This window comes from Bradyrhizobium sp. USDA 4354 (genome assembly GCF_054060315.1).
This window is the reverse complement of the sequence record NZ_JBSSDC010000001.1, coordinates 3,080,459-3,101,689: the sequence shown is the minus strand read 5'-3', so window position 1 is coordinate 3,101,689 and position 21,231 is coordinate 3,080,459. Positions and strand designations below refer to the sequence as shown.

The following is a 21,231-nucleotide window of genomic DNA, read 5'->3' as shown; positions in this document are numbered from 1 at the left end:
TAGCGCTCGCTCACAGCTCGGACGACCGCCCAGACCTGTCCTAAGCTCACCGACACGGCATTCCCTTCTATTTTGCAGTTTCCCAAGCCGTCAGGTGGACCCTTCTCGACCCCGTCTGATCAACGATGAGAATTCAGTTAGATAGCTTGATGGCTCGCGTGGCTGGTCCCCCTTCAGAGCGCTCTGTAGGCCCGGACATCGGTCTGCAAAGAACGGTGGCTCGAATGTGGTTATCTTAGCGCCCGAAAAGTCCACCTTTACGAAGCTGGCCTGGAACGGCGACATCCCACTCAGGTTCGCCTCGCGCAAGGACGATTGGTTCATGCGAACGTACGCGGCCCGCGTTGCCTCCAGATTGGTTCTCGTCATTCCCGCGGCGAGATATGCCTGAACGAGATTCGATCCTTCGAGATTTGCCTCATCCAGTGCCATTGATTGCGGGGGATCACCGGTGATCATCGATCTGTAGAGATAAGCATTGGATAGGTCTGCGCGTTCGAGATCGCAGTCGCGCACAAAGGCACAGCGGCCACGAAAGCCCGATAATTTGGCGGCTCGCATTGTGCTCTCTGTTATCGAAATGCATTCGCCTGATGCCAGAGACAGGTCCGCTCCGTCGAGCTGACAGGAATGAATAGATGCACCGTTCAACACAGCACCGACGAGGTTCGCGCCGGACAAGCTTACGGACAGAAGCCTCGCCTCGGTCAAGTCTGCCTGCTCAAGCTCCGCACCTGAAAGATTTGACAGGTGAATATCAGCAAATGGAGCGCTCAGGGCTCTCGCCGTAATGCGGCCGCTCACCTTTGAGAGTCTCAGATACGGAAGATGAGCGCCTTCCAGGACAAGACCATCGACCGAGGTGGGACGCACGATCGATAAACAGTCCCCCTTTGACTGGAAGAACGAGCAAGCCGCCAGATGCGCCTTCGTGATCGTGACTTGGCTCAGCTTGGCAAAGCGGAAGGAAGCAGAAGGAAGGAAGCATTCATTGATGGTCGAACCCTGTAATTCCGCGCCGTCAAATACAGCATCACGCGCGTCGCACTGGTAAATGAGAAGTCCGCTGAGCATCGCGTTGTCAAAGCGTGTCCTTTTCATACTGCAACCGTGAAACAGACTGCCGGTTGCATCAATGACATTGCGCAGACTGGCATCATCGAAGTTGCAGACCTGCGCTGCAATCGCGTGCATATACGCAAAATCGAGCTTGGCCCCGAGGAAACTTGCCCTTTCTAGCCCCGGACAGATAAGGTTCGCCCCAGAAAGGTCTGCCCGATCCAACTTTGCTCCGTAGAGCTGCGCACGATTGAGGGTACAGCGTCGCAACGGGAAATCTGATAGGTCGTGACCGTTAAAGTTCTCGGAGGATAGCTGCAACCCAATCCCGGTCCTTCTGATCGCCTCTTCGGTTCGCCTCCCGACAGCGGCCACCGCGCCCAGCCTATCGGCAGCTCGGCTCCAGTACCGAACGAACTCGCCATCTGATGAAAGGTTGTTTTTCGACTCTGACCAGTGCTCTGCCCCTTCATTCGTGGTGCACTCGCTATCGGCGCCGATCGTTTGTGACATGTCGACGATTCCGTACTGCCCGGATTTCGAGGGCCTGTTATCGACCTCTTTTTGCTCGGCCTTGGAGGTACGCTATGCGATTTGTGGCGAACTCGTCGGCGAAATGGCGACACGATGTGTCGATGAGGCACCTATTGTGTTGGCGGCCCCTAGCCGGGACGCTTGAGCACGTCAGCCGAATTTTAGTCATGCGCCCCCCACTGCCGCTCGCTGCGATTGTTCACCGAGCCCGGCAACGCGGACCACGCAACGGGTCGTTTGACAGTGCCGATATGTCCAGAGGTTGCGATTTGTCTCGTCAGCTCTTACAGGCAAATCCACATCGCTCTCCACCAAACCGAATGCGAAAGATTCAAGGTCTTGCTTCTTTTTCAGAATGGACCCACGGCTTGTGGGCGGAAAAGTGATCGTTCATCTAGGGCTCCACTCAGCCCTTGCGCGGCGTTACCTCATTTTCGATAGCAACGACCGTGCCAGCCGCGCATCAGTCGCAAATAAGGGGCTGAATAGGCTTCATGAAATCGAAATTGACGCCGAATGTTCTGAACCTGACAAGCACGGTCTCGTTGTCGGGGACTGCACCATGCTCGCAAGACTATCGTGAAAGCGAAAATTCCGAGCTCGTTCGCAGGAGAGCAAGAGCCGCGAGTCCTTGCGGGCCGCTATCGATGACTTGCAATTCGACACATGGGAATCGCCGACCTCACGGTTAGCGAGTGTTCGAACTCGGCTCGCCCTGCTCCGCGCGCCGGCCGGTCCCTCTAGTGGGAACCCGTGCCACAGATTGTCCTGGACGAGCGATGAACGAGCGCGCAATCATGACCAAATCGGCGCGCAAAGGCGAATGCCCCCGCGATCGGAGATAGACAATTTTATGATGCGGATCGAATTCGAAGGCATTCATGCGATGCCTTGTTCCAGGATCGTAGCTGAATGACCTATCTGGGGGGCGCGCACAAGACGCGGCATGGCGGCGATAAGGCTCTTGGTATATTCAGATTGTGGGTTGCGAAATATCTCGTCAGTGGCGCCACTATCGACGATTCTCCCCCGGCGCATAACTATGACGCGATCGCTGACGTGACGAACAACACTGAGATCATGCGAGATGAAGAGATAACTTACGCCGAGGTGGTCCTTCAGATAGCAGAGCAGATCCAAAACCTGGGCCTGGATCGAGACGTCGAGCGCCGAAACCGGCTCATCGCAGACGATTACAGCCGGATTTGGTGCGATCGCGCGGGCGATCGCAACGCGCTGGCGCTGACCGCCCGAGAGCTCAAGCGGTCGTCGGCCCAGTAAGGCCTGGGATAGTCCGACCATGTCGAGCAGCTCGATAACGCGCTCCTGCCGCTTGCGCGGTGTCTCAACGTCACTCGAAAGGCTGTCGGATATGATGCGTTCGACCGTCCAACGTGGATCAAACGAGCTAAGAGGATCTTGGTAAATGAGCGATATCAACCGCCGCCGAGCCCGCCGTTCGCGCTCGGCGAGCGTGGTCCAAGGCCGGCCTGCAAACTGAACGGCTCCCTCGTCAGGCTCGTCGAGCGCCAGGACCATGCGCGCCATCGTTGACTTTCCTGATCCAGACTCACCCACGATGCCCAAAGTCTCGCCGGATCGCAGTTCGAAGGAGACGCCGTCCACAGCCGGCCGTAAAGTGCCATCCGGGCCCTTGAAGCGCTTCACCAGACTTGTCGCTTCGAGCAGGATGGGACGAGATTTCGGCGGCGATTGCACGGCTGGCTGCGTCTGCCGGGCAGGCGAACGCACAATAGTCGATGGTGAGAGGCGTGAGCCGCGCGGCCGGCCTGATGGCACGGCGTCCAGCAGCTGCTTAGTATAGGGGTGCCCCGGATCTCTGAATATTTGGACGGCGTTACCGCGTTCGACGACCTCGCCTCCTCGCATGACGAGGATCTCATCCGCCACGCGGGAGACCACTGCCAGATCGTGACTGATCAGGATCAGACCCTTGCCCCTCGTTTTGGTCTCCTCAAGGAGTGACAGCACATGAGCTTGCGCTGTCACATCGAGAGCGGTCGTTGGCTCGTCGGCGATCAGGATGCGCGGATCGAGCGCAAGTGCCGAAGCGATGAGAGCCCGTTGACGCTGGCCGCCGGATAATTGATGCGGCAGCTGCTCAGCCTTGGTCTCGGGGTCAGGGACACCGACAAGCTTAAGGAGAGCAATGACGCGCTGCGCGAGCTCCTCGCGTGATGATACCGCACGGTGGAGGAGCAGGCCTTCACCAATCTCTTTGCCGATCCGGCGAAGCGGGTCAAGCGAGACGAGTGCATCCTGTAATACAAAGCCAATCTCGTTGCCGCGGATGCGCCGCCAGGCACGATCGCTAAGTCCCATCAGGTCCGTCCCGTCCAAGCTTAGCTGGCGCGCATGGACATTGGCGTAGCGACCAGCGAGGCCTATGAGAGTCCGCGCAGTCACGCTCTTGCCCGAGCCGGATTCACCGACAATCGCAAGACACCGTCCCGGCCGGAGGGAGAAGGATATACTACGCACAACCGTTTTCTCGTCGATGCCGCGACCGAAGGAAACACGCAGCGAATCGACCGTGAGGAGGTCTGGCTGCTGCGGGACAGGCTGTGGGCGACCCTGCGACATTCACTTTTTTCCTTCCAGACGGTCCTGTAGATGGCGCCCGATGATGGTGAGGCTGAGGGCAAACGCCGTAACTGCCAAGCCGGGTATGATCTCCAGCCACCAGGCGTAGATTACATAATTGCGCCCGGCATTGAGCAGCGCGCCCCATTCAGGCGCCGGGGGAGCGACGCCGAGTCCTAGAAAAGCAAGACCGGAGGCCCATATAATCGCCTGACCTACGCCGATCGTCATCATTGCCGTCAGCGGGTTCATGGCGTTGGGAAGAATATGCCTCCACACGATACGGGGAAATGGATGGCCCAGCACCTTAGCGGCCTCCACATACCCTGTCCCCTTGATGGCAAGCATCTGGCCCCTGATCATGCGCGCATAGCCTGGCGCTGTGCCGATTCCGACAGCTATGACCTCAGTCAATACCGACGGCCCAAAAACGGTCACGAACACAAGGGCGAGCAGGAGCGTGGGAATTGCGAAGAGCACGTCGACAATCCGGCTCAGGATGCTGTCGAATACGCCACCAGAAAGTGCGGCGGCGGCGCCGAAAACCATCGCAATGGACATGCTCAGCGCCGTCGCACCAAGTCCGATGGCCAGGGATTGGGCTGCCCCCTCGACTACTCGAGAGTAAAGATCTCGACCCAATTGATCAGTTCCGAACCAATGGGCGATCGACGGAGACTGCAATGACGATCTCAAATCAATAGCGAACGGATCGTGCGTCTGCAGCACCTTTGGCGCCACAGCCGCGAGGGCAAAGAGGCCAATGATGATGAGACAGACGGCAACTCGGAAGGGAACATGGCGGACGATTGCCAGGACTTCTTTGAACGGCCGAGACACGGTGACTTCGGCGAACATGCTCATGTCAACTTGATCCTCGGATCGACTACCCGGTACGTCAGATCGACAATCAAACTGACAAGTACGAACAGGCCCGCAGAGATCAAAACAGCTCCCGAGACAATCGGAACGTCTCGCGAGGACGTTGCAGCAACAAGGACTCCACCTAGGCCTTGACGGGCGAAAACCACCTCGATCAAAATCGCGCCCGAAAGAAGTTTGCCGAGCGCCCAACCTGATAAAGTAATGCCGGGCAATGCGGCGTGGCGGAGGACATGGCGAAGCCTGACGCCGAAATCACTCATCCCTCGGGCGCGCGCGGACGTAACGAACGGCTGCTCGAGCACGCGCGTGAACTCGTTCTGAACGACTTGTCCGAAAAAGCCCGACAGTTCAAGAGCCAACGCAAGTGTCGGCAGAACGAGCCCGATCGGCGAATTTCCACCGATGACCGGAAAAATGCGCAGCTTTACCGCAAAGACAACCAGCAGAATTGTGGCTAGCCAGTAAGGCGGCACGGTTGCCAAAAAGACTTGCATGTCATTGAGCAGCTTCGACCATATGTTGTCTTTGCCGGCGATGAACAAGGTTGTCAGGATTGCGATAATCCATGCGATCAGCAGCGCGGCGCTCGCCAGAACAATCGTGGGGCCAATCTGTTCCGCGATGATCCCTGCGACAGGCCGATGCTGCTGGTACGATTCGCCCAGGTCTCCATGCAGGATTCGCAATATGTACTTGCCGTACTGAACCGCGAGCGGTTGATCAAAGCCGTATTTCGCATTGATCGCTGCAAGCTCTGCCGACGACGACGCCCCGACGTTGCCACTCGTCACATTGATGATGATCTGGGCGCGATCGCCAGGCAGCACACACTGAATTACGAACGCAAACGTTGCGGCAGCCCACACCACGGCCACGCCGGACAGTATCCGGCGCGCGAACCAAACAATGGGATGATGGGCTACTATCTTCACGGCGTCATTTCTTGTCGTCAAAATGAGCGTCATAGAAGACAGGTTCGCCAACTGACCCGCGGTCCAGCCAAACGTCTTTCAGGTTCGGCTTGGTCGCCAAAGTTACGTCCAGCACCGTGAGGCCAATCACAGGAGCGTCATCCACGATCTTCCGTTCCGCCTGCTGATAGAGACCGGTACGTTCAGCCCCATTGAAATCCTGCTCCGCCTTTTGGATCACCTCCCAAAGTGTCGGATCCTGGAAGCGCGATGGATTGAAGCGATTGGGCTCGCCATTCTGGTCCGGCTTCCACGAAATTCGGAATATCTCAGCGCCGGGTGCAACCCAATAGAGAAGCACGATCTCATAATCATTGGGCCCGAGGTTTTTTCCGGCAAAGAAATCAGCCGGATTGGTGGGCTGAAGACGTACGTCAAAACCGGCCGCCCTTGCCTGCTGCTGGATAACTTGCAAGGCTTGCTCGCCATCTGGCTTCAGAAAAGCGTTCGAATAGGAAATGCGCACGATAAGCGGGTTGCCGTTCTTGACACGAACGCCGCTAGGATTACGCTCAGTCCAACCCGCCTGATCAAGCAGCTGATTGGCTTTCCGAATATCGTACGCATAGGAGCGCCCGAGCTCATGCAGGTATTCCGGCGAGCTCTGACTTAGCGCACCGTTGCCTTCAAATGGCAAAGAGCCAAGGAAGGATGTGTCGACCGCGGCCTTTCGGTCAGTAGAATAGGCAAAGGCCTTGCGGACGAGCACGTCGTCAAATGGGGGCCGGGCCGTATACAACGCCAGGCGCAGAGGGGTGCCGCCGGTCAGGTGCCGCAATACTGGAAAGCGGGAATTGGCGTCCTTCCATGCGATGGCCGGGATATCGTATATGGCATCGGTCTCCCCCGTGATCAGCGAGCCGTATCGGACAGTCTGATCTGGCAGAAACTTCCAGCTGATCCCGTCAACGTAAGCCGGTCCTTGATGTTTCGCGGTGGCCGGCGCCGAATTGTAGTCGGGATTGCGGCGGAAGGTGACTTCCTGCCCATGGCGCCACTTGTCGACAATGAATGGACCTGAGCCGACAGGGTTCTCGCAATTCACCGCAAGCCCACGTTTGAGCGCGGATGGCGAGAGAATGCCTTGTGAGGATTGGGCGAACACGTTCAGCAAGGGTTGGAATGGCACCTTTAAGGTTACCTGCAACCTCAGAGGAGCGATTGCCCTTGCCGATTCGAAGCTATCGCTAAGATAAGGAGCGGCAGTCGGATTACGAAGATCGGGGTCGTTGCTGAGCCATCCGTTGATATTGTCAGCGACGGCCTGCGCATCGAGAGGAGTCCCATCCGTGAACTTCACATTGGGCTTTATCTCAAATGTGTATACCCTTTTGTCTTCGGAGATTGTCCATGTCTCGGCCAACCATGGCACAATCTTGCCATTCTCGCTGCGGGCAACCAGATTATCGCTGTACTGGCGTTGCAGATACCATTGCTGCACCCACCCGCCGAACAGGCACGCCGGCTCTTGAAAATGCCCATAACGGATAACGCCTCCTGACTTGACGTTGCCGGCCGGCCCCTCTTGTGCATGGCCGCTCGGCGCGAACTGTGACAGGCTTTGGAGCACGAACAGGCCAGCCGCCACTTTTCTTCCGCGATGGTTCGACTGGCGGGTGAAACGCCTCGATGATTGCGCATTCGATAAAGACATATCCAAGCTCCAGGGAAATGAATGCGGACGACAGAATGCAGCATCAGACCGCTGACGTACTCGCCGTTCTTGCCGGTTCGATGTGGAGGGGAATCCCCAAATGCTCGCGCAATGTCTCTCCCCGATATTCTCTGCGAAACAGACCGCGCTTCTGGAGGAGGGGAACGACATGGTCGACAAAGGCCGCAGTGCCATCTGTCAGCACGTCCGGAATGATGTTGAAACCATCAACCGCGCCAGCGCGGAACCACGCCTCAATCGAATCCGCGATCTGCTCGGGTGCACCCACGAGCAAGCGATGGCCAAAAGCTTGAACGCTGCTGATGATCTCGCGAACCGTCCGACCTTGACGCGCCAGAGTTTCAATCGTGCGATGGTGACCGACAGAAAACGGAACATTATCTGCATCAGGTAAAATCTCCTCCGGGATGGGCCTTTCGAGGCTAAGCTTCTCGACCGCCACGCCCATGCTTCGTGCAAGAGCGGCGATGGCGCGCTCCAGATCGACCAACTCGTCAAGCTGCTCTTTGCGACGAGCCGCCTCTTCTTCGGTTCCGCCGATGCAGGTGACAAGACCTGGGAGGATGAGCGGAGCCGCCGGGCGGCCGAATTCGCGAGAGAGCGCGCGCAGGCGCTCTGCCTCCTGCAAAGCCGTTGTCAAGTCTCCGGCTGCCGCAAACACGACATCCGCACTGCGGGCACCAAGCCGTAGTCCGGGATCCGAACCACCCGCCTGAACGATGACTGGCTGGCCTTGGGGTGAAGCGGGATGCGTAAGTGGGCCTCGGATGCCGAAACTATTCGTATTGGGGTCGAGCAGGCGGAATTGACTCGGATCTGCGTAAACTCCCGCAGCCTGATCGGCGATGACCATCTCGCCGCTCCAGCTCAGCCAGAGAGCACGGACGGTTTCAACGAAGTCCTCGGCGCGTCTGTATCGATCCGCTCGCCCGACTTCTCGACCGCCAAAGTTTGCTACCGTCGCCGGGCTCGACGTCGTGACCGCGTTCCACGCAACGCGGCCACCGCTGATGACATCAAGCGATTGGAAACGCCGAGCGAGATTGTATGGTTCATTGTAGGTTGTCGACGCTGTCGCGATCAGGCCAATCCGCTCCGTTTCGCGTGCAATCACAGTGAGAACCAGCGTAGGTTCGAGCCCATTAAGCGGCGGCTGGTGCGTAATGTCGAAACTTATCGCGGGGGTATCGGCGAGGAATACAGCATCCAGCAGACCGCGCTCCGCAACCTTCGCAGCCCGGACGTAGTGCTCGATATCGAAAAAGGCGCTTGGATTTGTGCCCAGCCAGCGCCACGCGGCGGAATGACCACCAGCGCCATGAAGATTTAAGCCAAGATGAAGCATGGAGTTAACCGAAGACATCACAGCCTCTAATGCGGCGGCCTGTGAGCCGCTTGGTGGGCCTTGAGGACAAGTCGATCTCGGCGACCACCCTGCGCTTTCGCGCAAGCTCACCCTGAATGTGCCCCGGGCAGCCGATTTGAGGGATAGATAACAAACAGCCGGCTGATGTGAGAGGAATGTCACCAAAGAAGCTTTGGCTACGTCCTGTGATGTTCTCCAAGCGGACGCGGCCGAGAAGAGCTTCGGCGACGCTGGCCGCCGATTGACGCCGACGTGCGTACAGCCCGCTTCCAGCGCCCAGTTGATTCCACACGAGTACACTCACATCGGCTCTCCAGAATTCATCAAGAAGCCAGCTCCTTCTCAGGAAGGTGTTTTGGATGCCCATTCGCCGATCGAAACATTTGGACTCCCGACCGGGCCAGCAAGGATCAACCTAGAAGGATCTGTAGAGGTCGAGACCATGCAAACGCAATAGTTGAGTATTTCAATCTACTATCGTCTGTTGGCATCCTCTTCTATTGCCATGCCCATCTTTCCATCGCTTAACCCAAATGGTCTCTGATCAGGCTCACCGAACACGCGCTGCCTGATTGCAGCGGCTTCATTGGCAGCGCCGGCTCGAAGCGAACGACATGAATTGATGCGTTCGAGAACACACGACAGATTTGGCGCGACATCGTTGATCAACCGCTTGCTGCCCCATTACAAAGCGACATCCGATCAATAAGGCCGCGCCAAGCCAACCCTCTAATAATGCGATGAAACGTTCCAGATTCTCGATGCCTCGTTCAACCCGCGAGCGCCAAGAGCCGCTTCCTTCGGGCATCACAGCGGCCAACTGGCCGCTTTGGATCGACCCAAGAAGACTGATGATAGTCCGATTTTCATGCATCGGGTGCGGCACCACTTAATCAGTGGTTCAGGAGCAGGCCTCCGCCGCTTGAATAGCTCATGCCTTTTTAGCTGCACGCGTTGCGGGAAGCCCGTCCATCACTGGTCTGGGATCTATCGCTACTTTGACTGGAAACGCGTCGGTGCCCGGAGGATGGGAAGGAGGGGCCGATACGACCGACTGCGCAGATCGCTCTAGGTCCTTTTGTTCGGCTGCGCCTGCAGGCCACACCACAAGACTTTCGCCGCGACATGTTTGTTAGGCGCGACCAACCTTGTGCAAGTGTGGCGCATTGGCTGCAAGCGTCAACTCCGCATTCTAACTTTCCGAGCTGAGGCGCCCGTGCGCCGGTTGGTCGCCGCCGCGGCTTTCATGCAAGCCGAATCGTTCGTGGCCTTGGCAAAGTCTGGTCGGCAATCCCACGTCTCGCGGCCGCGCAGCCCCCTTGATACTGTGAGTTTAGGCTATTCCGCGCGTGTTGCGGATGCCTGGATCGAAGTAGCATCGCGCGGGTCTTGTTGGCGACCAGCGCCCGGCGCGCCCACGCGAATCCTCGCGCCCATCAGCAATCTCAACAGAGCACAATGAGCTCCACGCCACGCCGGCGCGGTCACGAGCCCGATGGCCGCGACCAGATCGGCTGTTCGGACCAGAGCTAGCATCTCGAGGAACGTTTCAAGGACATCGACTTGCAGCCGATGCAAGCTGGCCTCGGCAGACTTCCTCACGCAGCTCAAGCTCACCGATACCTGCGCTTCCGCCGGGCTGCTTCTCCCGGACCTTTCACACCGCGCTGCCGTGGAGCTGGACAGGGACGATGGCCCCATCTCGGCCAAACTCAGCTCTGCAACGAACAATAGGCTCGCCAGCACAGTCGCAAGGGCACCGAATTTTCTTCAAACAATGAGTCTGGTCAGCTGTTCGACCGCTAAGCCCTCTAACATAACAACATCTCTGTCCGGACAGGAGGCCAACTTGATGGCTCAAAATCTGGAAGAGAAGAAGGAGCTGGATCCGGGTCAGTCCCACGTATGCCCTCGACATACCGACCCTGTCGAGAACCAGATCCGATCCAGTTTATAGACATTTGCGCGCGCCTCAGCTGCTGATCCTTATCGGATCAACTTCGTCCGAATGATATCGACAGAGGCTACCAAGGGAGAAGGGAATGGACCCATTTGACAACGTTAACCCATGCGCGGCTCGGATGAATTACGTCGAGCCGCAACAGGAAGAGACAGCGCAAGCAGACTTTGAGCAGCGGCTTAGAGAGCCACAGCCAATCCTCCCAACATCAGATTCACCCGGGGCTGGATCGACCCAGACTGCAACCGATGGCAATAAGAGAGCGCAGGCTATCCAGGAGAACGAACGGTGCGCAGCTGCATCCTTTGTGAGAACGCGCGCTCAGCTTGCCGCAACGCTGACCTGCGCGAATATTGCGGAACTCAGAAGAGAAATCGAACTCGCTGCGCAAAGATCAGCACAATGGTCAAGCGCGACTGGGCCGTCAGCCGACGGCGTCGATAGTGGCCGCCTCTACGACGACGTGGTGGCACCTTCGTACGCGGAGCTGCAGCGCTTTCAAAACCACGCCAGCCATTGCAAGCCACATCGGTTGGACCGTCAAAGCGCGATGGCCCATTTGCGTTCCATGGCGGCTTTGCGTTACGACGCCGCCCCCTGGAGTATCTGGGGAGGCCAACGACTTGATCTGGGTCGCGCAGCGGCAGAGCACATGAGGGGCGATACCAGTTCTTCGCCTTTTGTATCACTGTCCGAGGAGGCCTCACAACTGCTCCTTTCGCCGGACGACGACAACGCGTATGGCGCCAAAGCAATCGCGGAAAACGCGAATGAGTTGCACAGCTACACGGTGCCGAGGGTCACCCACTTGGACGGCCGAAGAGATCGTCAGTATTCTTGAGGACGGAACTGAGAATGATGAACCCAATCTGGCATGGGTGAGCGATACCCCAACTGAGGAGCGCGAGGTACTGTTTCTGGGCGGGAATCTAGCTGACTATCGGACCGCTAGCGCATCGAATCCATACAGAAAGTCAGGGACAAAAGGCTGAGGGTAGAGGCTCCGCATTTGTCTTTTCCGATGCTCGGAAACATCGAAAGCAGCGTTAGCGCCATCTATAACACTCCGGTCCGACTGGCCAGCGGGGGCTGGCCGCGTACTGCACTTGGACAATCAGAGTTTCAGCCGAAAGCTGTACCGTCTATAAATTCGCCGCACTTGTCGTCAGGTTGGCAAAGGCAGTTGCTCGCCATCATTCATTCTATCTTTCCGCCCGGCCACGTCAGGTTTTGGAAAGCTAACGTGAGTAGCGAAGAAGTGAGGAAGCGATGCCAGTGGACTGCACGATGGACGGATACAACGCGATCAACCCAGCCGATAAAGATTCCGCTGCGTCAGATACCACGGTAGAGCAGCCGCAACAACCGCAAGCAGTGTTTGAGCAACACTTGGGAGAGGTGCGACAGCTCGGCCCGATATATTCCCATAGCGATCTTTATGACGTCACTGAAGAAGACGATCGCCTCATCCAAGCAGCGTCTGGTGCTGCCCTTGACCGAGGGCCACCGCCGAATGCGACCACCATCGAAATTTACGACCGTCGGCTTCGCAAATTGGCTGAGGCGCTGAAGCAGTCTGGTCAGTCGATTGCTGAGCTCGATGACGATACGTTGCTCGACCGCTCCAAGAATCTACTGCCAAAAGACAAGGTCATCGTCCCTGCATTGTCAATGGTTAGTAGGTACCGCGAGCCCAGCGACACCGCTCCGGCCCCCACAACACATTATCGTCCGTCCAAGGAAGACGCGAGCCTCATCAGAAAGGCCACCGAGGCGGGCTTTGGTCGAGCACTCGATGCAAAAACCGCCGGAAATTATGCTAGCTGTCTTCGGAAGCTCGCGGCAGCACTGCGACCTTTGTCGATTGCTAAGCTCACTCACAAAGCGCTGCTCGGCCATGCCGACGCTTTGTTTCCGAAGGACAAGAAACTCATCTACGCGTTGAACAGGCTGAGTGACTACCGCCGGATCGCCGGGCAGGACAATTCGGGGGCTGACGGAGGCAACTCGCGCCAGCCAATACAGCCGGCCGCCGATTTGCCCGTGCAGCTTTTCGATCATGAGCAGGCTTTGGGGAACGCTGCGGACCAAGGCGGCTCATTGCCGGCCGACGCTTTCAATGCTACGCAGGTTTGGGAGGGAACGGGTTTAAGCCTTCATTCATCCGGGCAACGTGTCGCCCAGGATGTGCTTTGCGACGCTGTGCGCCGAAGCGAAGTGCCTCCACTTGCCAGCTTCGATGCGCCGGTACTTTGGCGTGGAATGCGTGCCGCCGCCGCCTCGCCCGTGCAGAGTTTTGCTCAGGAAGCGCTTTTCGATGCCGCGGATCGCGAGGGCCTGCTGCCAGCGACATCCTTCGATGCACCGCTGATTTGGCCAACCACGAGTTCAGTCACCCACTCGCCCGTGCAAAGTGTCGCCCAGGAAGAGCTTTTCGATGCCGCGGATCGAGATGGGTCTGTGCCTGCTGTCGATCTGGATGCATCCAAGTTATGGACGGCAATGGGGTCGCCCCCCCAAAGCGTCGGCCGAGCGGATACTTTCGATGCCGTGATCTGGCAGCCCAGCTCACGGTCGCAGAATCCCGCCTCTGGAGAAGACTTTGGAAGGATGATGCATCAAGATAGTGCGCCCCCGGCAACACATGATACGATGTCCGCCGCAGCCGGCGAGAGCTTTGATGCCTCTTTGGCCGTTCCCGAGGATTTCTCCCATGGCACCCAGGCCGCGCCGGATATGATGCGCTCCAGGCTCAGCCGCTGGGGTCTGTTGCCGGATGCAGCACAGCGGGTAAAGACCTACGACATTCACGGTGAACGCTATACGGCCGTGCTAGGACCGCGTGGGCGCAATGATGTTCAGCTCATCCATCTGCGGTCTCCTGCTATCGGCGATACGTTTGATGTTTCGTTCGCCGTGTCCAAGGATTTTTCGCATGGCACCCAGTTGGCCCCCGAAATGTTGCTTTCCACGTTGGGCAAGTGGGACTTCTTGCCTAATAGAGAACATCCGATCATGAACTATGAGATTGGCGGCAATCGCTACACGGCCGTGTTGGGACCGAGAGGATCCAACGACGTTCAACTCATTCATCACCCAAGGCCCGCTTTGCCGGATGAAACTGCGCTTGTAATGCCGACGGCTCCCCCGCCTGCTTACGGCGGCCTTGCACCTGGGTTTGATCCGCTCTTCTCGTTCGGATTGCGAAAGGACGCTCCTTTGGCGCTCGCGCCAAACATTCCACTGCCGTCTGCCGCATCGGGATCGGGCCATCAGCCGTCCCCGCCAGTGCCTGAACTCGGAGAGTTGTTCGGCGACGACTGGAGGCACGGCCCCCAAGAGGCTTCGCCTGTCGTGATCGACATGCTCCAGAACCTGGGCCTTCTGCCGAGCCAGGAGGTCCCAATGACCCGTTTTCTGATCCACAGTCAGCCCTACACGGCCGAAAGCCTACCCGGTGGCCGCGTTCTTCTCTTCCATCGGCCGCAACTTGGCTGAACGAGGTGCTCGTCGGCACCTCGGGCAGCTGCTCAAGCTCCCGAAACCACGTCGGAGCGTTTGCTTTCAGAGAACTTAGAACTGCGTCCGAACGACTGTTTTAGCGGCGAGCAAACTCCCAGCGGCCAGTCCCAGCATGATCTTAAGCGGGATGGTTCAATCACGTTATGGCCGCATTCGGCAGCACGGAGGTTTCGGGTGAAAGGATCCCAAAAGGCGCGGGATGCAAGATACGAGCGCATCCTGGGGTGGCCGAGGGACGAGCGTCATCAACGCGGGCCCGCGGCTTGATCGGGTTGGAAATAATGTCATCACAAGGACCGCGGACAGCGTGCGGACGTACCTTGGCGAGCGTTCAACTGAGAGGCCTTGGCTCCAACCCATACGACGACAGTCTGAACCGCCGATCTTCCAATCACTGAGATCGAATGGAGATCGACGGCCCTCATAAGTTACCTTGATCGAACTGCAGCAAGTTCGTGCAACTCGATGCCTGCCCCGAGGAAAAGACGGCCAGAAAAACTCTGACTGTTCCTGACGATCGAAACGATCCGTGTCATGGCTTGCGAAGGTGTCCACACGATTAAAGGATCAAGTCTTCGAAGCGCATCCCCTGCCCTGTGCTCTTTGTTACCAGATGAACTTTGCGCCATCCGGCAGTTCGCAGATGAATTCGCCCTGGTTCACGAGTTCGGTGGTCCCGACGACCAGCTTCGAGGCTCGCACCGTCAGCTTGCCTTCGCGGCTGAGGCTATGGCGGATGTACTCGGTCACGGCATGTCCGGAGCTGTCGACCGTTTGGTGCGCATTGGCGAAGCTGATGCCGTTCTGGGCGGTCACCCTGAAGGCATTGATGACCAGACCGGCCTGCGTCGCCGACGCAGGCTTGCCAGCCTCCGCGGTGGTACAGCGGCTCATGTCCAGTATGAGCTTCACATTCTTTCCGGCCTGCAGGGCATTGAGCACCTCGGTGTATTTCGGCGAGGGCTCATCGGCTCTCGCCAGCGCGCTCACGCTTGCGGCCGAAAGCAAGGACAACAGGATCGTCAGTCCTATGCCAGTAAACTTCATATGCTCTTCTCCCTCGATAAGTACCACAGATCTCGTTTTTCAAGACGTCGTGCTCGCAAACCGTTTGGCTGATTCCACACATCAAGCGCGCTCGCGCCTGCGACAAAACATCCTGTCGCGACCAGGCGCAAGCAGTTATGATGGGTATTCCGACATCACAAACTCGTAGGTCAGGTTTGCTGAAGTGGCTTAGCCTCGCGCGACGTCGACTAGAACGATCTGATCGAAGGTCGGCTGCTTGGAAACCACAAAACGGCAAGCGGTCGCGCTCCTCCATTGCAGGCCGAACGACTGAGAGCATGCAGTTCTCACATCTGCTGCATAAGCAGACGATCTCCGAAAGAACACTTCGACCAGCCGCATGCGCGAGCTTGTCCATCTTTATAGCTGTGCAAGGACTGTCTGCCCTGGACGACGTGTCCGCAATGAGGTGGTGGAGCGAACCTGACGCGGCGGTCGGATCAAGCTCCGTCAAGGCACCCGATCTCGACATGGTCGAAACAGCAATACCAGAAGGCACAAGGCGGCACCGACTTTTGATCCGTCGCTTTGCGCGGCTTCCGTCCAGCTGACCGCTCGCCTCACTGACTGACTCCATTCGGCATCCCTCAAAAGACTAAAGCTAAATGGCTTCCTTCCCGGTCCGTCAGCTTCTCGAAAGCTGCACCTGCAACCATCTACGCCGACAGCCGGCACTCGAAGGGAGAGAGATATGAATGTTGATCCACGGAATGCCGCAGACACTCCCCTTGAGGTTCACGACGCGCTGCAGCACGCGCACAGCGTCGACTGGCAACCGCACGAGCTTAGCGCCCAGACCGGCGCACCGGCACACAGTTCAGAAGATCAAGAAAGCTTTGAGCAGCAGCTGAATGACTTGGATCTAGACGACTTAGATTCGGACTACCCGATCTCGGATTCAGTCTCCTTAGCGACAAATTCCACGACTGCCACGTCCTCGTCTGCGCGAAAGGAGGTGGCCCCGGAAACCAGTCGCTATCCAGCTTCATCATTTGTCAGCGCGCGCGCTCAGCTTGCCGCAACACTGACAGGTGCCACTCTTGAAGCGCTTCGGAACGAGATCGACCTCGCCGAGCGGCAAGCAGCACCATTGGCGATCCTTGGGCGAGAGCGATCGCCAACAATGCGGACGCGCTGCACACCTATACCGTACCGAAGCCAACTGTCTGGACCCCGACGACGTGCTGAGTAGCATTGGGCTTGGAATGAATGCCGAAGATCAGGACAACATCGATGGCGACGTCGATTTGATGTGCTCACTGGGCAGAACGCCAACCCGAGAAACCGAGCGCCTGTTCCTGGGCGGCAATTTGGAAAGCTACCGGGCCGCTAGCGAAGCAAATCCCTATAAGCGCGGGAGTAATGAGTAGATGGTCTGTCGACTGCGCCATTTGGCAGGTTCGTTGGCGTTCGAGCCCCCCAAGGAAGAACTGGAAAACGGCGCACCAGCTCCGCCTCACGCATAACAGCTTGAGCATAATGGCGGGGTGACCGATGGCCCGATCAATTCGCCCATCGAGCGGTACAGCGGTTGAGGGCTGCGACGGAAGATGCACCCCCGACGGTCGGGAGGACGCCGGACCATCCTCTCTCCCCTGCCCGCTCGTTGAAGCATCCTGGCATCTTGGATGCCTTGTGACATCGCCCGGCATCATTTGTTAGCTGCCATCAAGGTTGGCCGGCGAGGTAAGCCGCTGAACGCTGCCCCGCCTTAGCTAGCTCGGCCTGACATTAACCGCGCGGCCAACCAACAGGTGTTTCGGCGGCGATCCTATCAGGTATTCACTGGTCCGCAGCAAGCGGCGCTGTTGCAGTACGGGCGATCCGCCACCTGGATGTGTTCCATCAAAACAATCGATTTTGCCGAGCACGCCTAAAAGCTCCATAGTCGATCGCAATGTATGGAGGCCGCATTTGACGTCTGGCAATCGATTCTCTCCTCAGTCCCTTGCCGAACAACTTGGCTCGCGCGATCGGCCGTCTGCATCTCGGACGTTAGCTCCTATCGTCACGTGGCCGCATCCCGCGCCTCGCCACGGTCTTCCCGCTAAATTGCCACGTATGAGGCGGATCGGATCGCCCGATGGCGTCATGGCTTACCCAAAGCTTAGTAAGAACGACTGCCTCTTCGCGCACTTCAAAGGGTTTCTGGCGCTAGCTCAATTGGACGGACAAATGCTCACGACGTTGGACAGAGCGAGACCGACTGCCACGCGCAGGTCAACGGCATGGCCGAACTGTGTCGCCGTTGCCTCACAACGATTTTGAATTTGAGGGCACCGCTACAAGGAGCCTTAAAGGCACTTGAATCTCCCGCAGCGTCAGATTGTAGGATTTCCGACAGTCTCGCGACAGAATCCGCTCGCGTGAACTCTTCCTGACAGGTAGCAACAATTGCGAACGTCTCAAAACCTCAATGCTCGACCGATCCGCCTCGTCACACCACTCGACTGCTCCCCTTCAGAGCTTGCGTCGTTTATCTGCTCTGTGAGCGCAGGACGCAGCGCCCTTCTCGCAGCCAGACCAGGATCCAGCGGGCGAGAACAACGCGGGCAATCGCTATTTCGCCTATACCGACCACAGGCCGAGTCCAAGCTCGAGATTAGATCATTCTTGCGCCGTTCACCCTGTCTGACGAAACGGTGGCGGCGTAACCACCTTAGACAATGCGCGACAGCAACGCCGGACTCAATTTGTCCTTCGTTGGCAGCATTCGCTCGACTGCGGCGGAGAACGTCTCCGGAGCGACCGAACTTCGGGACAGTTGACATCTTGCTTGGCTATCACCGGCTAGCGAGAGGATGTCTATCCCGCAGATGGGCGTGTTGATCGTTTCGTCGCGCATCTTGGCCTTTTCCAGCCATTGGCCGATGCATAGTGCGTGAAGTGTCTTCAAACGCGGAAAACTTGCGTTGTCGTGACCTGACGACACTACGGGCTCAACAGCCTTGCAGGACACCGCGGTCAAGGCGAACTTGGGGAGTTTCCAATGTCGGTTTCGCAAGTCTGTTCGGCGGCAAATACAGCCGCTCTCGCCTGCGCTTTCGTTTCGTTCGGGCGGTTTGGCACGATCGCTACTGCAGGCGCTCGTGTAGTGCATGCAGGCACGGCTATGCTCGGCCTACAGATGCATCAGCGCGCGGCCAGGACTCTCGGCTTCGTGAGAGATTGCAGAGCTCTGGCCGGCGTAAGGGAGATTTTGAGCCGCGCCCGCCCGCACAGACGATCCGCCGTAGGCCGCCACCTATCCGATGACGATGGACGCGCAGACATGGGTCGCCTGCCAGCAACCTCTTGCGCGTCGTTTACGACTTTTCGAATTCACGCCAAAGCGGCAGTCTCTGGGTTCCGCCGAATCTCAGGGTCAGCGTGACACGCTCAAGTCCTGCCGAGGATGGACGAGAGGCGATGAATGCGAATTCTCCTGGTTGATCATCATGCGGACTTTGCCCGCGACGTGAAGGAAGCGCTCTTAGATTGTGGCTTCGCCGTCGACGTGACCCGCACGTTGGATGAGGCGGCGGCCGCGCTCGATTGCGCGAACTACCACATGGTCCTGCTCGAATCGGCTTTGCCCGATGGAGACGGATTGGACTGGCTGAAGCAGTTGCGGCGCGAGGGACGATCAATGCCGGCTATGATGATGAGCAGTCTCAATGATCTTAGCCGGCGGATTGCGATCCTCAATGCGGGCGCGGATGATTTTCTGCCCAAGCCCGTGTCTATCGACGAACTCATTGCCCGCATGCGAGCTATTTTGCGACGGTCAACGCAAATGATGGCGCCGGTTGTGACATTCGGGAATCTGCATTTCGATCCGATCGCGAGACAGGTCTCGATCGGTGGTCGAATACTGAGAATTGCGCGCCGTGAAGTGTGCATTCTTGAACATCTGCTCAACCGCGCGGGCCGTACCGTGCCGCGCGCATCGCTCGAAGATAGCTTGTATGCATTTGACGATGAGGTCTCGACCAACGCGCTGGAAGTCGGGATTTATCGCTTACGCACGCACTTGAGCCAAGCGGGCGCAACGCTGAGGATCAAGACCGCGCGTGGTGTCGGTTACACCCTCGAACTCATCGGCGCAGCATCGGCTGCCTAGCCGATCGAACTTGAAAGCAGCACTCCCTTGAACGTGGTTAACAATGACGCCGGCGAGCCGCCGATGGTCGCCAGCGGCTCGCACTATGCCGTTTTTCCCCGCCTCAGCTACGTCCTGTGCGCACTCGCTCTGCTATTTCCGCTTGCTGTCACAGCTCAGACAAAGCGGGATAGCAAAGGGGAACCGCCACGTGCGGCGCCTGGCAGCACCACGGGCACGATCAACCTTACCTCCTCACAGGGCAAGACAGTTCATCTGACCGGGCCGGCTGCGAGCATTTTTATAGCCGACCCGGCGATTGCGGATTATCAGGCGCCATCGAACACCACGATTTTCGTGTTTGGCAAAAAGGCCGGACGGACGAGCCTGTTTGCCCTGAACGACAACGGAGAGGCTCTCGCCGAGCTGCGTGTTGTCGTCACCCAACCGATCGAGGATCTGCGGGCCGCGCTTAAGGCCGAAGTCGGCGACTATCCAATTCAGGTCAGCTATACCCCGCGCGGCGCGATCCTTAGCGGTACGGCGCCTAATGCCGACGTCGTCGAGACCGCCAGGAAGGTCACTGAGCAGTTTCTTGGCGCGGGCGCGCTGGTTGTCAACAAGATCCAGGTCGCCGGCTCATTGCAGGTGAATCTCAGCGTACGGGTGGCAGAAGTCTCCCGCAGCGCCGTCAAGGATCTCAACATCAACTTCACGGCCTCGAGCCCAAACGGCGCTTTCCTTGTGACCGGCAAAGGGGGCGGGTCCGGCGCGGCCGGCGGCGGCGGCACGATCGGGATTGGGTTTAGCGCCGGCAATACCAACCTGAGCGCTGTTCTCGACGCTCTCGCGAGCGAGCACCTCGCCTCAATCCTGGCTGAGCCGAATCTAACGGCCATGTCCGGCGAAGCCGCAAGCTTCCTCGCCGGCGGCGAATTCCCCATTCCGGTGATGCAGGACAACCGGCAGGTTTCCGTCCAATTTCGCCAGTTCGGCGTGAGCCTCGAGTTCGTTCCGACGGTTCTCAACAATAATCAGATCAATGTCCGTGTGAAGCCCGAAGTCAGCGAACTGTCGAGCGAAGGCGAAGTTAAAATCAATGGCATGGCGGTCCCTGCCCTCTCGACTCGGCGGGCGAGCACGGTGGTCGAGCTCGCCAGCGGTCAGAGCTTTGCAATCGGCGGCCTCATCAGGCGCAACTTCAACACTGATATCGGCGAGTTTCCCTGGCTCGGCGATGTGCCGATCCTGGGCGCGCTTTTTCGCTCCTCATCCTTTCAAAAACGTGAAACCGAGCTGGTCATTATTGTCACGCCTTACATCGTGCGGCCCGGACCGAATCCGAACCGGATGAGTGCGCCGAGCGACCGCATCTCACCGCCCTCGGACGCGGGGCGGATTTTGACGAACACGGTGGCCCGGCCGCCGCGAGAGCGCGATGCGCCTCGCGCCAGCGCACCAGGATTGACCGGCAGCGCCGGCTTTATTGTCGAATGAGGATCGCCA

12 protein-coding genes are annotated in these 21,231 nt (G+C 58.2%); 5 read left to right on the top strand and 7 right to left on the bottom strand.

The annotated features are described in order from the left end of the window. Nucleotides 1–90: 90 nt before the first annotated feature. The 6 genes from ACVIIV_RS14485 to ACVIIV_RS14460 form a co-directional block, all read right to left on the bottom strand. Nucleotides 91–1,572 carry a pentapeptide repeat-containing protein gene (locus tag ACVIIV_RS14485; RefSeq protein WP_456744788.1) on the bottom strand — a complete coding sequence of 494 codons (1,482 nt, stop codon included), beginning with the start codon at nt 1,570–1,572 and terminating at the stop codon, nt 91–93. A 900-nt stretch (nt 1,573–2,472) separates the two neighbouring features. Next, on the bottom strand, nt 2,473–4,197 hold the full coding sequence (locus ACVIIV_RS14480; RefSeq protein ID WP_456744787.1) for a dipeptide ABC transporter ATP-binding protein: 1,725 nt from the start codon (nt 4,195–4,197) through the stop codon (nt 2,473–2,475). Further along, on the bottom strand, nt 4,198–5,061 hold the full coding sequence (locus ACVIIV_RS14475; protein ID WP_456744786.1) for an ABC transporter permease: 864 nt from the start codon (nt 5,059–5,061) through the stop codon (nt 4,198–4,200). Next, complete coding sequence (locus ACVIIV_RS14470) at nt 5,058–6,047, bottom strand: ABC transporter permease (RefSeq protein WP_456744785.1); 990 nt, start codon at nt 6,045–6,047, stop codon at nt 5,058–5,060. Before ACVIIV_RS14470 ends, ACVIIV_RS14475 begins: the two co-directional genes overlap by 4 nt. After that, nucleotides 6,019–7,707 carry an ABC transporter substrate-binding protein gene (locus ACVIIV_RS14465; RefSeq protein ID WP_456744784.1) on the bottom strand — a complete coding sequence of 563 codons (1,689 nt, stop codon included), beginning with the start codon at nt 7,705–7,707 and terminating at the stop codon, nt 6,019–6,021. The genes ACVIIV_RS14470 and ACVIIV_RS14465 overlap by 29 nt, the downstream gene beginning before the upstream one ends. A gap of 43 nt (nt 7,708–7,750) precedes the next feature. Continuing rightward, the gene (locus ACVIIV_RS14460; protein ID WP_456744783.1) at nt 7,751–9,091 is read right to left on the bottom strand and encodes an NtaA/DmoA family FMN-dependent monooxygenase; all 1,341 of its coding nucleotides are present in this window, start codon (nt 9,089–9,091) and stop codon (nt 7,751–7,753) included. Nucleotides 9,092–11,136: 2,045 nt separating this feature from the next. On the opposite strand from ACVIIV_RS14460, the gene ACVIIV_RS14455 reads away from it, so the two are divergent. After that, the gene (locus tag ACVIIV_RS14455) at nt 11,137–11,895 is read left to right on the top strand and encodes a hypothetical protein (RefSeq protein WP_456744782.1); all 759 of its coding nucleotides are present in this window, start codon (nt 11,137–11,139) and stop codon (nt 11,893–11,895) included. Nucleotides 11,896–12,341: 446 nt separating this feature from the next. Next, nucleotides 12,342–14,552, top strand: coding sequence for a hypothetical protein (locus ACVIIV_RS14450; RefSeq protein WP_456744781.1), 2,211 nt, complete (start codon nt 12,342–12,344; stop codon nt 14,550–14,552). 630 nt (nt 14,553–15,182) lie between these two features. Here ACVIIV_RS14450 and ACVIIV_RS14445 read toward each other — a convergent pair. Then, complete coding sequence (locus tag ACVIIV_RS14445) at nt 15,183–15,650, bottom strand: VirK family protein (protein WP_456744780.1); 468 nt, start codon at nt 15,648–15,650, stop codon at nt 15,183–15,185. 1,034 nt (nt 15,651–16,684) lie between these two features. On the opposite strand from ACVIIV_RS14445, the gene ACVIIV_RS14440 reads away from it, so the two are divergent. From ACVIIV_RS14440 to ACVIIV_RS14430, 3 genes are all read left to right on the top strand, one after another. Then, entirely contained in the window at nt 16,685–17,014 is a 330-nt protein-coding gene (locus ACVIIV_RS14440) for a hypothetical protein (RefSeq protein ID WP_456744779.1), read from the top strand. A 2,042-nt stretch (nt 17,015–19,056) separates the two neighbouring features. Beyond that, nucleotides 19,057–19,746, top strand: a complete 690-nt coding sequence (locus ACVIIV_RS14435) for a response regulator (protein ID WP_456744778.1) — start codon at nt 19,057–19,059, stop codon at nt 19,744–19,746. A 27-nt stretch (nt 19,747–19,773) separates the two neighbouring features. Then, a complete protein-coding gene (locus tag ACVIIV_RS14430) occupies nt 19,774–21,222 on the top strand; it encodes a type II and III secretion system protein family protein (RefSeq protein WP_456744777.1) in 1,449 nt (482 codons plus the stop codon). The last annotated feature ends 9 nt before the right edge of the window (nt 21,223–21,231 follow it).

Bases quoted from the DNA above. Each gene is read 5' to 3' on its own strand.
- ACVIIV_RS14480 (WP_456744787.1), bottom strand. From the start codon at position 4,197: ATGTCGCAGGGTCGCCCACAGCCTGTCCCGCAGCAGCCAGACCTCCTC.
- ACVIIV_RS14450 (WP_456744781.1), top strand. From the start codon at position 12,342: ATGGACGGATACAACGCGATCAACCCAGCCGATAAAGATTCCGCTGCG.
- ACVIIV_RS14435 (WP_456744778.1), top strand. From the start codon at position 19,057: ATGCGAATTCTCCTGGTTGATCATCATGCGGACTTTGCCCGCGACGTG.
- ACVIIV_RS14470 (WP_456744785.1), bottom strand. From the start codon at position 6,047: ATGACGCTCATTTTGACGACAAGAAATGACGCCGTGAAGATAGTAGCC.
- ACVIIV_RS14475 (WP_456744786.1), bottom strand. From the start codon at position 5,061: ATGAGCATGTTCGCCGAAGTCACCGTGTCTCGGCCGTTCAAAGAAGTC.
- ACVIIV_RS14465 (WP_456744784.1), bottom strand. From the start codon at position 7,707: ATGTCTTTATCGAATGCGCAATCATCGAGGCGTTTCACCCGCCAGTCG.
- ACVIIV_RS14485 (WP_456744788.1), bottom strand. From the start codon at position 1,572: ATGTCACAAACGATCGGCGCCGATAGCGAGTGCACCACGAATGAAGGG.
- ACVIIV_RS14455 (WP_456744782.1), top strand. From the start codon at position 11,137: ATGGACCCATTTGACAACGTTAACCCATGCGCGGCTCGGATGAATTAC.
- ACVIIV_RS14460 (WP_456744783.1), bottom strand. From the start codon at position 9,091: ATGTCTTCGGTTAACTCCATGCTTCATCTTGGCTTAAATCTTCATGGC.